The sequence below is a fragment of the Streptomyces sp. NRRL B-1347 genome, assembly GCF_000720325.1.
Classification (GTDB): Bacteria; Actinomycetota; Actinomycetes; order Streptomycetales; family Streptomycetaceae; genus Streptomyces.
In genome coordinates this window covers 89,916-102,992 of the sequence record NZ_JOJM01000022.1, presented here as the reverse complement: position 1 = coordinate 102,992, position 13,077 = coordinate 89,916, and the positions used below count along the sequence as shown (strand labels likewise).

Genomic DNA, 13,077 nt, shown 5'->3' with positions numbered 1-13,077 from the left:
TGGGTCCGTTGCCGCCTCGTCACGGGACGGCAACCGGGAGATCTTCACTCAGTGACGATCTTTATCTGAAGCAGACACCCCGGCCGGGCGGACGATAAGGTCCTCCGTACGATGAGGGGCCACCCCCGCCGCTCCACGCCCGCGAGCATCCGCGACCAGGCGACAGCGACGCCTCTAACGACGAGACGACTGACGAAGGACCTGAAGTGAATTTCCGCTCCCTCACTCGAGGCGACGGCGTGGTGATCGGAGCAGCGGTGTTGCTCTTCATCGCCTCGTTCCTCGACACCATTGACGGCGATGGCGACGACATCCCCACCGCCTGGGACAACGGCAACCTTCTGATGAGCGTGTACTTGGCCGGCATCATCGGTGCCGCGCTCATCGTCGTAGGCCGCGCCACGGGCTCGCAGCGCAAGATCGCCGGTCTGGACCTCGGCACGTTCGGCATCGGCCTCACCTTCGCCTCCGCCTGGAGCGCGCTCGGCGCCATCTTCGACACCGGGCAGTCCTACGACAAGTTCTTCGAGGCCCTCAACAGCCGGTTCGGCGGCAACGGCAGTGTCGACACCCCCGACGCCGGCACGGGCCTCATCCTCGGCCTGATCGGCGCTCTCGTCCTCGTCGCCGCGGCCGTCGCCACGAACATCGTCCCCGCCCTCAAGGCCCCCCTCATGGGTGCCCCGAGCCCCGTCGCCCCGCAGCCCTACGGCGGGCAGCCGCAGGGCGGGTACGGCTACCCGGGGGCCCAGTCGCAGCCGTACGGCGCGCAGCCCGGTCAGCCGCAGCAGCCGTCGTTCGGCGGGCAGCCGCAGGGTGGCGGCGCCACTCCGCCGCCGGCCGCCGCGCAGGCGCAGCCCGCGTCGGCGGACTTCTCGCCGTTCTGGTTCGCCGTGCCGGTGCCGCGCCCGCTGTACCCGGAGGACGGCTCGCCGACCCCGATCGCCGAACTGGCGCCGGGCACCTGGTACCTGGCCGTCGAGCAGCGCGGCCAGAGCCTGGTGGCGCAGACGCAGGACGGCCGTCGTGGTGTGCTCCAGGACACCACCGGGATCCAGCGCGGCTGACCCGGCCCCCGCAAGCCTTCAGCGGCCCCTCGCCCTTCCGGGCGGGGGGCCGTTGGCGTACAGTCCCGGCGGAGGAGTGAGCTGACGGATCGTCAGACGAGTTGCTGGGAGGGACCATGCGGCTTGGGCTCGCGCTCGGGTACTGGGGCCGCGGCCCCGAACCCGGGCAGCTCGCGCTCGCGCAGGAGGCCGAGCGGCTCGGGTACGACTCGGTGTGGACCGCCGAGGCCTGGGGCTCGGACGCGTTCACCACGCTGACCTGGATCGCCGCGCACACCTCGCGGATCCGGCTCGGCACGGCGGTGGCGCAGATGGCCGCCCGCTCCCCCACCGCCACGGCCATGCACGCCCTCACCCTCGATCACCTCTCCGGCGGCCGCGTGCTCCTCGGGCTCGGGCTGTCGGGCCCGCAGGTGGTGGAGGGGTGGTACGGCAGGCCGTTCCCCAGGTCACCGCTGACCGCGACGCGGGAGTACGTGGACGTCATACGCCAGGTGCTGCGGCGCGAGGCCCCGGTGGCGCTCGACGGCCGGTTCCACCCGCTGCCGTACCCGGGGGACGACGGGTCCGGGCTCGGCAAGCCGCTGAAGTCCATCACGCACCCGCTCCGCGGCGACCTGCCCGTGCTGCTCGGCGCCGAGGGGCCCAAGAACATCGCCCAGACGACCCGGATCGCGGACGGCTGGCTGCCGCTGTACTGGTCCCCGACCCGCACGGACGCGTACGAGGCCGCGCTCACCGGCCTGCGGGACGGCTTCATGGTGGCCCCCCTCGTCCGCGCGACGGTGTGCGCCGACGTCCACGAGGCCCTGCTGCCGGTGAAGGCCATGCTCGGCTTCTACATCGGCGGCATGGGACACGCCACACGGAACTTCCACGCCGACCTGATGGCCCGGATGGGCTTCGCGGAGGAGGCGCGGCGGGTGCGGGAGCTGTTCCTGGCCGGGCGGCGCGAGGAGGCCGTGCTCGCCGTGCCGGACGCCTTCGCCGACGAGATCTCCCTGGTCGGACCGCGCGAACGGATCGCCGAGCGCCTGACCCTGTGGCGCAAGGGCCCGGTCACGGACCTCCTTGTCCTGGCCCGGGACCCGGACACGCTGCGCGTCCTGGCCGAACTCAACGCCTAGCCGCGGCGGTTCAGCGGTTCAGCGGAAGATCGCCACCGGATCCAGGGTCAGTTCGCCCGCGTCGCGGTTCCAGGTGCGGACCTTGCCCAGGCAGCGGGCCTGGAATTCGCCGCTGAAGTAGTCCTCCTCGTGGAACTCCTCGCGGATGCCGTCCTCGGCGCAGGTGATCTTGACGTGGGCGGCCGGGCGGCCGTCGCCGTAGCGGGCGCGCAGGACGACGTCGCCGCCGGGCAGGCCGCGCGCGGTGAAGCGCCCGGTGACCGAGACGAACTCGGACATCACGGCGCTGAGCGCGACGCGGTCGTCGCCGCTGTCGCGCAGGGTGTCGGCGAGGGCCCGGTTGGGGACGAGGAGCCCGGTGGTGAGGTCGGCGTGGACGACGGCGTCCTCCCTGCGCATCGTGTCCATGAGCAGCCCTATGACGGTGATGGGGGTGTTCTGCTGGACGTAGGAGGTGAACCGCTCCTTGGTGACGTCGCGGCCCGCCGAGCCGCCCGCGCCGCGGAACCTCGCCCACAGGCTGAAGCCCCCCGTCACGTTCGTGCGGTCGGCGACCTCCTGCTCGAGGGCGGCCGAGAAGCCGCCGGTCTGGTAGAGGTCCATCACCCGCTGTTCGTGCAGGTAGAAGCACATGCCGTGGAAGGTCCTGCGGCCTCGCGAGGCGCGCCGCAGACCGAGCCGGAGCCAGCCCAGGCGCACCAGCGCGTGCCGCAGCAGCACGCCCGCGCACATCGCCGTCAGGAGCCAGACGACCATCCACGGCCACCACAGGTCCCACCACGCGCTGTCAACGACACCCACGGATCTCCTTGAACGCCTGGGAGAGGGAGGAGGACCCGGCGTCCACGACGCGGCCGCCGGTCTTGTCGGCGGCGCGCCGCAGCGCCCTCGCGTCGGCCTCTCCTAAGTGGACGGGAAAGGTGGGCACCGACCGCGCGGCGGCGCCCCGTTCGGAGTGGCGGCTGGCGAACTGGCCGTACGACAGGCCCGAGTTGCTCTCGCCGTCGGTCATCAGCACGATCGACACGCGGCGGCCCGGGTCGTCGTCGAGGCTGGCCGCGGCCCGGTCGTAGCCGCGGTCGAGGGCCGACCACACGGCCGTCGCGTCGCCGAAGCGGCCGCCCGCGACGAAGGAGTTCAGCGCGCGCAGATCGCCGTCGCCGCGCACCGTGACCGTACGCTCCTCCAGGACGCGGCCCGCGAACCGCACCACGGTCAGGCGCTCGCCCCGGTAGAAGCGGGCGAACTTGCCCGTGGCCGTCGGGTCCGCGCCGCTCAGCCCGGCGAAGGCCGTGCGCAGGTCCGCCATCCGCCCGCCGCGCATCGAGGTGGAGAAGTCGAGCAGGAACACCACGTGGTCGCCGGTGCGGCGGGCCGGATCGCCGTAGTCGTCCATCAGCCGCTGGATGACGGAGAGCTGGTCGGGGTAGGAGAGCGCGTTGCCGATGGCGGACCGCAGCTGCGGCGGCCGGGGCACGTCCGCGCCGACGGGCCGCCGCCAGGTGCGCTCCACCAGCTTCTTCTGTACGTCGTCGCGCCGCAGCCAGTCGACGACCTTGCGGTACGCCTTGTGCTCCTTGGCGTCGAGCAGCATCAGCGGGAAGTCCGAGAGGACCATGCCGTCCGCCGGGTGCACGATCTCCAGGGGGTCGCGCAGGGTGCCCGCCGCGTTCAGGGAGAGGAGTTCCGCCTCGTGCGCGATGAGCGCGTTGGCCTTGCCCGGACTGCGTACGTAGGCATCGATCAGGGCGCGGGAGCTGGCGGCGGTGAGCGTCTGGCCCGAGCGGAAGCCGCGCAGCCGGTCGCAGGACACGTCCCGCTCGCGCAGCACCCCGCCGGTGCCCGCGGCGGCGGTGGCCACGCCGACGAGCGCGGCGCGCCCGGTGTCGCTGCGGCGCGGGTCGGCCATGCCGAAGCGCACGGTGCCGTCGGCGGCGGCGTCCGCGACGTCGGCCCAGGTGACCTTGGCGCCCCGGGCGCCCGCGCGGACGCGCTCCGCGGTGGCGCGGGTGAGGCCGACGACGACCGGCGAGCGCATGATCGCGGTGGACTCGGGCGGCGCGGTCCGCTGTCCGCGCTCCCGCAGCCGCAGCAGGTACGACCGGTCGGACGCGGGCCAGGCCAGGTCGTAGGAGCCGAGCGGCCCGGAGAGGTCGGCCGTGGCCTTGAAGTCGATGTCGAGCTCGACCCCGGTGTCGTCCTTCAGCTCGCCAAGGAGCGGCTCCACGTCGGCGAGTTCGGGGCTGGCGAGCACCCTCAGGGTGGTGGTGTCGTCGCCGCGGGTGCAGGCGGTGAGGGCGGTGGCGAGCAGCGCCAGGCAGACGGCGAGGGAGCGCCGCCTCATGAGGGGCCGCCGTCGGCCGGGGGGCAGTTGCCGACGTGGTTGATGATCTGCTCCAGGGCGTCCAGGTCGGGCGCGTCGGCCTTCGTCTGGTCGGGGTTGGGGGTGGGCACCTGCACGCCGTGGTCGCGCAGATAGGCGTTGAGCTGCTCGCTGGTGCTGTCCTCGCCGGAGAACCGCACCCGGAAGCCCAGTTCGATGGCCCGCTGGCGCAGGGCGGGATCGGACTCCATCAGGTCGGTGAGCCGGTCGCCCTGCCCGTTGAGGGAGATGAGCTGCGGCTCGGTGAGGGCCTGCGGCGAGGGGTAGAGCAGCACGCGGCGGGTGTCGGCCCGCTGGTGCCGCTTCTGGAAGCCGACCTGGTGGGCGAGGAATTGGTGCTCGTATATCAGCGACACCGGAGCGATGGACTCGCCCTCGTCGGAGAAGTAGCTGTCGGCCTGCTCGTCCGCGGCCATGCCCTGGAGGTTGATCAGCGGCTTGACCTTGGCGGCGACGTCGAGGACGGGGTCGCCGCCGCGCGCGTCGCCGCGCTTGCGCTCGGTGCCGGGCGGCCGGTTCCCGTTCTTCACGAAGGCGAGGATGCTCAGGTACGTGCCGGCGGCGTTGGACTCGCAGACGCTGGAGGTGCGCACCAGGACGCGGCCGCCGTTGCTGCGGGTGGAGTGGTCGCGGTAGCCGATGCCGTCCCAGGTCCTGTCGCGCTCGATGAGCCGCAGGAAGCCCGCCATGTCGAGGTCGTAGTACAGCGTGTCGCCGCCGCCGCTCGCCCGCTGCGGGCGGGCCACGCCCTCCGCCACCAGGGTCTGCGCATATTCGCGGAACGTGCCGAGCGCCAGGGGCGTCACGAACGGGCGGGCCGTGCGCACGGAGCGCTGCTGTCCCCGCATGATCAGCCGTGCGGCGGGCTGGCCCGAGGGGAACACGACGTCCATGCCCGCGAGCGACTGGGTGGCGATGCCGCGCGAGCCCAGGCGGTGGATGTCCACGCGGATGCCGTGCTTCAGGAGCAGGCGCTGGACCTCGGGGTCCTTGAAGTAGTCGGACTTCGACGCCATCTTGCCGTCGATCGTCGTGATGCGCTCGAAGGGGCGCAGGGCGTTGCCCGAGACGAGCAGGGCGAGGAGGCCCGCGAGGGCCAGGGGCATCGCGGCGAGCACGTGCCGCGGGAAGCGGCGGCGGCGGGCCGCCGGGCGGCGGGTGGCCAGGCGGGGTTCTTCTCTGCTGGACGTTCTGGCACTCTCGGGCACCGCGCTCTCCTGCCGTGGGCGGGGGCAGGAGCATGCGCCTCCACCGCGAACGGAGTACCTGGGAGGCGCCAACTCCACCTGAACCTAAGGTGAATGACGCCCCATCAGCTCACGGCTTCCCTCGCGGGGCGCCCGGACCCCGCTGCTCAAACGCCGGAGAGGCCGGAATGCCACCGCGAGCGGCACCATCCAGCCCGTCCGGCGTTTGAGGACGAGGCCGCAGGCCGATAGGGCCGGGGTCCAGGGGCCTCAACCCTTGGTCAGTTGCCCCGCCGAAGGGATCTGATCCGTGACCTCCGCGCCTGCGGAGCGTCCCGCGTCCTTGACGGAGTTGATCGTGTCGCCGAAGGACCCGACCACCGCCTCCGTCGAGTCCCCCTTGCGGAGCTTGGCGGGGAGGTCCTTGAGGGCCTCGACCCCCGCCGTCAGGGGGGCCACGGCCTTGGCGAGGGTCGGGTCGCCCTGGGCGTTGCGCAGGGCCGCCCTCAGCCGGTTGTAGGTGAAGGCCCCGGCGAGCCCGGCCTTGATCAGGGCGAATCTCCGCCCGCCCGCGCCGGACCTGAAGCGGCCGTCCCGGTACGGCTTCACAATCCACTGGTACGTCGCCCCGGCGGCGAGCCCCGCGTTGGTGACGAAGCGGGTCTTCGCGAACTTCTGCCGGTCGGCGGAGCTGGTGCCGGAGGGGGTCGCCGAGTCGCCGTCGCCGCCGCCGCAGCCGGTGGCCCCCGCGAGCAGGGCGCAGCACAGCAGGAGGGGGACGAGCGCGCGGCGTACCGCGGTGGCCGGTGCGGAGCGGAACACGGGTGACCTCCCGGAGGCACGGACGGCTCCCCCGGCCAGCAGCCTCACCCCGCCGGGGCGGCCGTGCAAGGCGGGCGGGGCCGTTGGAGGCGCCCCTCCGGGTTTCGACGGCCACGGGGCCGGTACCCGCCCCTCATGTCCCCCCGATTCACCAAGAGCACACGAGGCGGCGCCGACGCCGCGAAGGTCGTCCTGGTCCTCGCGAACGTCGCGGCGGTCATCATCGTCCTGTGGATCCTGATGGACCTGCTGGACGCCAACCGCGGCAACGACCTGGTGCAGGTCGTGCGCGACGTCGCCCGCTGGCTGGCGAGCTGGTCGCACGACATGTTCACCTTCGACGAGCGGTGGGCGCGGGTCGTGGCGGGCTACGGCCTGGCCGCCGTCGTGTACCTCGTGGTCGGCCACCTCGTGGCCGGGCAGCTGCGGCGGCGCTGACTCCCGCCCCGGCCGGCGGCCCGGCACGGGAGCGAGTGACGGCAGGGCGCCGCGGAACCGGCGGAGCGCTCAGCAGCAGTCCGGGTCCAGGCCCGTCGGCAGGTCCGTGCCGGAGAACACCCGGCAGGTCGCCTCGTCGCCGCCGAGCGCCGCCACCGCGAGCAGCAGGGAGCCCGCCGTCCAGGTGGTCTGCTCGACGGGCCAGACCGCGGCGTCGTCGTACACGTATCCCGTCCAGTACAGGCCGGTCTCGTCGTCGCGCAGGTGCTGGATGGACCTGAGGACGTCCACGGCGCGGTCGGACTCGCCGAGCGCCCACAGGGCGAGGGCGAGTTCGGCGCTCTCGCCGCCGGTCACCCACGGGTTGGGCACCACGCAGCGCACGCCGAGGCCGGGCACGACGAAGCGGTCCCAGCCCTCCTCGATGCGGGCCTTGGCCTCGGCCCCGGTGAGCGCGCCGCCGAGGACGGGGTAGTACCAGTCCATCGAGTAGCGGTCCTTGTCGAGGAACCGCTCGGGGTGCCTGCGGATCGCGTGCGCCAGGGCGCCCGCCGCCAGCTCCCAGTCGGGCTGCGGGTCCTCGCGCGTCTCGGCGACGGCGAGGGCGCAGCGCAGCGCCTGGTGGATGGAGGAGGAGCCGGTCAGGAGCGCGTCGGCGACCGGGGTTCCGTCCGGCTCCCGCTTCCAGCCGATCTGGCCGCCCGGCTGCTGGAGCGCGAGCACGAACTCGACGGCCGCCACGACCACCGGCCACATGCGGTCGAGGAACACCTCGTCGCCGGTGGTCAGGTAGTGGTGCCAGACGCCGACGGCCACGTACGCGCAGAAGTTGGTCTCGCGGCCGCGGTCCGTGACGGCGTCCGGGTCGCCGTCGGCGTACGCCGCATACCAGGAGCCGTCCGCGTTCTGGTGCCGGGCGAGCCAGTCGTAGGCGCGGGCGGCGGCGGCGTGCTCGCCGGCCGCGTCCAGGGCCATGGCCGCCTCGGTGTGGTCCCACGGGTCCAGGTGGTGGCCGCGGAACCACGGTATGGCGCCGTCCGGGCGCTGCGCGGCGAGGATGCCGCGGACCGTGCCGGCTGCCTGATGTGCCGTCAGAACGCCGGGCAGGACCAGGTGTTCGGTGCGCTCGGGACTCGTCACGCCCCGGCCTTCGCGTCGGCGGGGGCAGCGGCGGCGCGCGGCAGGTGCGGCTTGGTCGCGTACGCCACGAAGCTCTTGCCGATCAGCGGGTTCAGGGCCTGCTCGGCGAGCTTGGTCGCCAGCGGCTTCTTCATGATGTCCCAGACCAGGAGCTTGTGGTAGGCGCGGACGGGCAGCGCCTTGTCGTTGTCGACGCCGAACGCGCACTTGAGCCACCAGTACGGGGAGTGCAGTCCGTGCGCGTGGTGGGTGCCGTAGGGCTTGAGGCCCGACTCCCGCATCTTGGCGAGGAGTTCGTCCGCCTTGTAGATGCGGATGTGGCCGCCCTCGACCTCGTGGTACGCGTCGCTGAGCGTCCAGCAGACCTTCTCCGGGCCGTAGCGCGGGACCGTCACCGCTATGCGGCCGCCGGGCTTGAGCACCCGGACCATCTCCGCGAGGACGCCCTTGTCGTCGGGGATGTGCTCCATCACCTCGGAGATGATCACGACGTCGAACGACTCGTCGGGGAAGGGCAGGTTGAGCGCGTCGCCCTCCATCGCGGTCGCGGTGGCGCCCGCCGGGGCCTCGCCCGCCTCCTTCATCGCCGCGAACCACTTCGCGACCTCGCGGATCTCCTCGCCGTTCCGGTCGAGCGCCACCACCTGGGCGCCGCGCCGGTAGCACTCGAAGGCGTGCCGTCCGGCCCCGCAGCCGAGGTCGAGGACGCGATCCCCCGGCGCGAGCGGGAAGCGGGTGAAGTCGACGGTCAGCACGGGGTCCTGCTTTCGTGGTGGGAGCCAGCAACTTCGGGGGCGGGCGGGCGGGCCGTCACGGGCACGGGGACCGTCGGGGCCAAGCGCCGCAGTGCCGCTCCCGCGGAGCGTTCGATCGCCTCGCGGTACACCGCCACGGTGCCCTTCGCCGCCTGAGCCCAGGTGAACCTGGCGAGCACCCGCTCGCGTCCGGCGGCGCCGAGCCGCGCCCGCAGCTCCGCGTCGCCCAGGAGGCGCACCAGGCCCGCGGCGAGCGCGCCCGCGTCGCCGGGCGGCACCGCGAGGCACGTCTCCCCGTCGGCCCCCGCGACCTCGGGGATGGCGCCGCCGGTCGTGGCCAGGAGCGGCGTGCCCGTGGCCATCGCCTCGGCCGCGGGCAGCGAGAAGCCCTCGTACAGGGAGGGCACGCACGCCACCTGCGCCGAGCGCACCAGGTCGACGAGTTCCGCGTCCGTGATGCCCTTGACGAACTCGATGGCCCCTTCGAGGCCGTACCGCTCGACGGCGGCGGCGACCGGCCCTTCCTCGGGGCGCTTGCCGACGACGACGAGGTGTGCGGCGGGGTGTTCCGTACGGGCCTTCGCGAGCGCCTCGACGAGGTGGATCAGGCCCTTGAGCGGGACGTCCGCGCTGGACGTCGTGACGATCCTGCCCGGTACCTCCGGCACGGCGGGGTCGGGCGAGAAGAGGTCGGTGTCGGCGCCGATGTGCACGACGCCGATGCGGTCCTGGCGGACGCCGAGGTGGTCGACGATCTCCTGGCGCGAGGTGCCGGAGACGGTGACGATCGACGGCAGGCGGCGCGCGACGCGCTTCTGCATGCGCGTGAACGCGTACCAGCGGCGCACGGACGCGCGGCGCTTCCAGTCGGCGGCGGCGTCGAGCTCCAGCTGCCGGTCGACGGTGATCGGGTGGTGGATGGTCGTCACCAGGGGGGCGCCGAGGTCGCCGAGCAGGCCGTAGCCGAGCGTCTGGTTGTCGTGGATGACGTCGAACGCGCCGCGCCGGGCGCGCAGATGGCGCCGGGCCCGCAGGCTGAAGGTGACCGGTTCGGGGAAGCCGCCGGTCCACATCGTGGCCACTTCGAGCGCGTCGATCCAGTCGCGGTACTCGTCGCGCTTGGGGGTGCGGAAGGGGTCCGGCTGGCGGTAGAGGTCCAGGCTCGGCAGCTCGGTCAGCCGGAGGCCTTCGAGGTCCTCGCCCTCGTCGAGCACCGGGTAGGGCTGGGCGCCGATGACCTCGACGCGGTGGCCGAGCCGGGCGAGCTCACGGGAGAGGTGGCGTACGTACACGCCCTGGCCGCCGCAGAACGGGTTCCCTTTGTAGGTCAGGAGAGCGATGCGCAGCGCGCGGCCGCCGTCCATCGCGGACCCCGGCGGGGGGCCCGCCTCTCTGGCCTCAGCGGTCACTGTCGGCCCCCTTCTTCCTTCAGTTGCCCGCGAGACTACGCCGGGACGGTAATGTAGAACAAGTTTCAGAGTTTGTTCCCACCGCGACCGCCCGTGATCGCCGGACGCGCTTGAATCTACCGGCAGGTAGCCATGCCGGTAGGCCCGGATCAGGTGATTCGCGCCACGGCGACCGCCCTGTCATGCTGTGCGGTCCCGCGGCCCACGGGACGGGACCACGGGGCGGAACTGTGGGATCTTTTGCGGATGAGCGGGACGGGCTCGGGATCCCCGGGACCCCAGCGACGGCCGATGGGACTGACGGGGCGACGGGACGATGACAGCTGACGCGAAGACGGCCGGGGCGCGGGCGACGGTGTCGCCGCCGCTCACCGAGCGCCAGGAGGCGCGCCGCCGCCGCATCCTGCACGCCAGCGCCCAACTGGCCAGCCGCGGCGGCTTCGACGCCGTCCAGATGCGCGAGGTCGCGGAGGCCGCCGGGGTCGCGCTCGGCACGCTGTACCGCTACTTCCCCTCGAAGGTGCACCTGCTCGTCGCGACGATGCAGGACCAGCTCCAGCACATGCACACCACGCTGCGCAAGCGCCCGCCCGCCGGCGAGACGCCCGCCGAGCGGGTCGCCGAGACGCTGATGCGCGCCTTCCGCGCGCTGCAGCGCGAGCCGCACCTCGCGGACGCGATGGTGCGCGCCCTGACCTTCGCCGACCGCTCCGTGAGCCCCGAGGTGGACACGGTCTCGCGGCTCACGACGGCGATCGTCCTGGACGCCATGGGCCTGGCCTGCCAGCCGACGGCGGCGCAGCTCTCCGCGGTGCGGGTGATCGAGCACACCTGGCACTCGGCGCTGATCACCTGGCTCTCCGGCCGGGCCTCGATCGCCCAGGTGAAGATCGACATCGAGACGGTGTGCCGTCTGATCGACCTGACCTCGGCGGAGGCGTAGGCCGCGCCTTGCGCCTTGCGCCTTGCGCCTTGCGGGCCGGGCTACTCCTCGGGCGGGAACACCACCTCGCCGGTGCCAAGCAGGGTGAGCGTGATGGCCTCGACGGGGCAGCTCTCGGCTGCCTCCAGGAGCTGCTCGGCCGCGTCCGTCTCGGCCCGCCTGGGGTGCGACTGGCGCGCGGAGTCCAGGGCGAAGCCGTCCGGCGCGAGGTTCACGCACATCCCGGAGCCGATGCACACGGACCGGTCGACCTCGACGTGCCAGCGGTCGCCCATCAGGCCCCGGCCCCCTCGGGCGCGTGTCCGGCGGGCAGGTGGATCATCTTGTGCTCGAAGTACTCGCCGTACCCCTCGGGCCCGAACTCCCGCCCGATGCCGGAGTTCTTGTAGCCGCCGAAGGGGCCGAGCATGTCCAGGCTGAAGGTGTTCACGGAGTACGTGCCGGTGCGCACCCGGCGGGCGACGTCCAGGCCGCGCTCGACGTCGGCGGTCCACACGGTGCCGCTGAGGCCGTAATCGGAGTCGTTGGCGATCCGCACGGCCTCCTCCTCGTCGCCGTACTCGATGAGGCAGATGACGGGCCCGAAGATCTCCTCGCGGGCGACGCGCATGGAATTGTCGACGCCGCCGAGCAGCGTCGGCTCGACGTACCAGCCGCGGTCGAGCCCGGCCGGGCGGCCGCCGCCCGCGAGGATCTTGGCGCCCTCCTCCTGGCCGATGCGGATGTAGTCGAGCGAGCGCCGCTGCTGCCGCTCGGCGACCAGCGGCCCGAGTTCGGTCGCCGGGTCCAGCGGGTCGCCGACCTTGAGCGCGGTCGCGGCGGCGGCGAAGGCCTCGGCGAACTCGCCCGCGCGGGAGCGCGGCACGAGGATGCGGGTCTGCGCCACGCACGCCTGACCGTTGATCATCCACGCGAAGGGCGCGATGCCCGCCACCGCGCTCGCCGCGTCGGCGTCCGGCAGGATGACGGCGGCCGACTTGCCGCCCAACTCCAGGGTGACGCGGGTGAGATGGCGGGAGCAGACCTCCATGACGCGCTTGCCCGCGGCGACGGACCCGGTGAAGGACACCTTGTCGACGCCGGGGTGCCCGACCAGGTACTCGCTGACCTCCCGGCCCGCGGAGACGATGGAGAGCACGCCCTCCGGCAGGCCCGCCTCCGCGGCGATCTCCGCGAGGACGTACGCGTCGAGCGGCGTCTCGGGCGAGGTCTTGAGGATCACCGGGCACCCGGCGAGCAGCGCGGGCGCGACCTTGGCCGCCGCGGTGAACTGCGGGACGTTCCACGGCACGACGGCCGCGACGACGCCCATGGGCTCGCGCCGCACCAGGATGTCGCCGAGCACGCCGGCGCGCGCTTCCTCGTACGTGAAGTTCCGCGCCGTGGTGATCGCCGCGTCCCAGACCATCATCGCGGCCAGGGCCTGTACGAGGACGGACGCGGTGATCGGGGCGCCGTTCTCCGAGCTGATCACCCGGGCCAGCTCCTCGTGGCGCGCGGCCAGACCGTCCTTGATCTTCGTGACGGCCTCGATCCGCTCGTCGAGGCTCATGCGCGGCCAGGGCCCTTCGTCGAAGGCCCTGCGGGCGAGGGCGACGGCCCGGTCGACGTCGGCGGGCGCGGCGTGCGGCACCCGCGCGAAGACCTCGCCGGTGTGCGGCGAGACGACCTCGATGACGTCCTTGCCGAGCGGTTCGGTCAACTCCCCGCCGATGAACAGCTGTCCGTGCTCCACGAGTTCCGTCATGACCGACCGCCTCCTGCGGGACGCTTCCTGACGCTGCTTCAGAACTGATATCAGTTCTA

At 73.0% G+C, this 13,077-nt stretch carries 13 protein-coding genes; 4 read left to right on the top strand and 9 right to left on the bottom strand.

Translation table 11 applies throughout. From position 1 onward, the window contains the following. Positions 1-206 precede the first annotated feature (206 nt). Together IG74_RS0120175 and IG74_RS0120170 are read left to right on the top strand one after the other, a co-directional pair. Positions 207-1,067, top strand: a complete 861-nt coding sequence (locus IG74_RS0120175) for a hypothetical protein (protein WP_030678889.1) — start codon at positions 207-209, stop codon at positions 1,065-1,067. A gap of 116 nt (positions 1,068-1,183) precedes the next feature. Beyond that, positions 1,184-2,194 carry an LLM class F420-dependent oxidoreductase gene (locus IG74_RS0120170; protein WP_030678886.1) on the top strand — a complete coding sequence of 337 codons (1,011 nt, stop codon included), beginning with the start codon at positions 1,184-1,186 and terminating at the stop codon, positions 2,192-2,194. An 18-nt stretch (positions 2,195-2,212) separates the two neighbouring features. Here the strand turns inward: IG74_RS0120170 and IG74_RS0120165 are convergent, their stop codons facing one another. The 4 genes from IG74_RS0120165 to IG74_RS0120150 all read right to left on the bottom strand — a co-directional run bounded on the left by IG74_RS0120165 (position 2,213) and on the right by IG74_RS0120150 (position 6,586). Further along, on the bottom strand, positions 2,213-2,995 hold the full coding sequence (locus tag IG74_RS0120165) for a hypothetical protein (RefSeq protein WP_030678882.1): 783 nt from the start codon (positions 2,993-2,995) through the stop codon (positions 2,213-2,215). Continuing rightward, complete coding sequence (locus IG74_RS0120160) at positions 2,982-4,538, bottom strand: VWA domain-containing protein (protein ID WP_030678880.1); 1,557 nt, start codon at positions 4,536-4,538, stop codon at positions 2,982-2,984. The genes IG74_RS0120165 and IG74_RS0120160 overlap by 14 nt, the downstream gene beginning before the upstream one ends. Further along, the gene (locus IG74_RS0120155; protein WP_030678878.1) at positions 4,535-5,785 is read right to left on the bottom strand and encodes a hypothetical protein; all 1,251 of its coding nucleotides are present in this window, start codon (positions 5,783-5,785) and stop codon (positions 4,535-4,537) included. Before IG74_RS0120155 ends, IG74_RS0120160 begins: the two co-directional genes overlap by 4 nt. Positions 5,786-6,034: 249 nt before the next feature. Further along, entirely contained in the window at positions 6,035-6,586 is a 552-nt protein-coding gene (locus IG74_RS0120150; RefSeq protein ID WP_030678875.1) for a hypothetical protein, read from the bottom strand. 135 nt (positions 6,587-6,721) lie between these two features. On the opposite strand from IG74_RS0120150, the gene IG74_RS0120145 reads away from it, so the two are divergent. Beyond that, complete coding sequence (locus IG74_RS0120145; RefSeq protein WP_030678872.1) at positions 6,722-7,024, top strand: hypothetical protein; 303 nt, start codon at positions 6,722-6,724, stop codon at positions 7,022-7,024. A 69-nt stretch (positions 7,025-7,093) separates the two neighbouring features. On the opposite strand, the gene IG74_RS0120140 is transcribed toward IG74_RS0120145, so the two are convergent. From IG74_RS0120140 to IG74_RS0120130, 3 genes are read right to left on the bottom strand one after another with little or no spacing between them, the layout of a single operon-like run. Then, positions 7,094-8,164, bottom strand: a complete 1,071-nt coding sequence (locus tag IG74_RS0120140; protein WP_030678869.1) for a prenyltransferase — start codon at positions 8,162-8,164, stop codon at positions 7,094-7,096. Beyond that, positions 8,161-8,919, bottom strand: a complete 759-nt coding sequence (locus IG74_RS0120135) for a class I SAM-dependent methyltransferase (RefSeq protein WP_030678866.1) — start codon at positions 8,917-8,919, stop codon at positions 8,161-8,163. Before IG74_RS0120135 ends, IG74_RS0120140 begins: the two co-directional genes overlap by 4 nt. Further along, a complete protein-coding gene (locus IG74_RS0120130) occupies positions 8,913-10,328 on the bottom strand; it encodes a glycosyltransferase family 4 protein (RefSeq protein WP_030678863.1) in 1,416 nt (471 codons plus the stop codon). The genes IG74_RS0120135 and IG74_RS0120130 overlap by 7 nt, the downstream gene beginning before the upstream one ends. A 316-nt stretch (positions 10,329-10,644) precedes the next feature. Here IG74_RS0120130 and IG74_RS0120125 point away from each other — a divergent pair, with 316 nt between their 5' ends. Then, positions 10,645-11,271: a TetR family transcriptional regulator gene (locus IG74_RS0120125; RefSeq protein ID WP_030678859.1), complete on the top strand. Its 627-nt coding sequence runs from the start codon at positions 10,645-10,647 to the stop codon at positions 11,269-11,271. Between the two features lie 41 nt (positions 11,272-11,312). Here IG74_RS0120125 and IG74_RS0120120 read toward each other — a convergent pair whose 3' ends face one another. Both IG74_RS0120120 and IG74_RS0120115 read right to left on the bottom strand, forming a co-directional pair. Continuing rightward, positions 11,313-11,546 (bottom strand): ferredoxin, encoded by a 234-nt coding sequence (locus tag IG74_RS0120120; protein ID WP_030678856.1) that lies wholly within the window; start codon positions 11,544-11,546, stop codon positions 11,313-11,315. After that, positions 11,546-13,018: an aldehyde dehydrogenase gene (locus tag IG74_RS0120115; RefSeq protein WP_030678853.1), complete on the bottom strand. Its 1,473-nt coding sequence runs from the start codon at positions 13,016-13,018 to the stop codon at positions 11,546-11,548. Before IG74_RS0120115 ends, IG74_RS0120120 begins: the two co-directional genes overlap by 1 nt. Between the last annotated feature and the right edge of the window lie 59 nt (positions 13,019-13,077).

Bases quoted from the DNA above. Each gene is read 5' to 3' on its own strand.
- IG74_RS0120115 (WP_030678853.1), bottom strand. From the start codon at position 13,018: ATGACGGAACTCGTGGAGCACGGACAGCTGTTCATCGGCGGGGAGTTG.
- IG74_RS0120145 (WP_030678872.1), top strand. From the start codon at position 6,722: ATGTCCCCCCGATTCACCAAGAGCACACGAGGCGGCGCCGACGCCGCG.
- IG74_RS0120125 (WP_030678859.1), top strand. From the start codon at position 10,645: ATGACAGCTGACGCGAAGACGGCCGGGGCGCGGGCGACGGTGTCGCCG.
- IG74_RS0120170 (WP_030678886.1), top strand. From the start codon at position 1,184: ATGCGGCTTGGGCTCGCGCTCGGGTACTGGGGCCGCGGCCCCGAACCC.
- IG74_RS0120160 (WP_030678880.1), bottom strand. From the start codon at position 4,538: ATGAGGCGGCGCTCCCTCGCCGTCTGCCTGGCGCTGCTCGCCACCGCC.
- IG74_RS0120120 (WP_030678856.1), bottom strand. From the start codon at position 11,546: ATGGGCGACCGCTGGCACGTCGAGGTCGACCGGTCCGTGTGCATCGGC.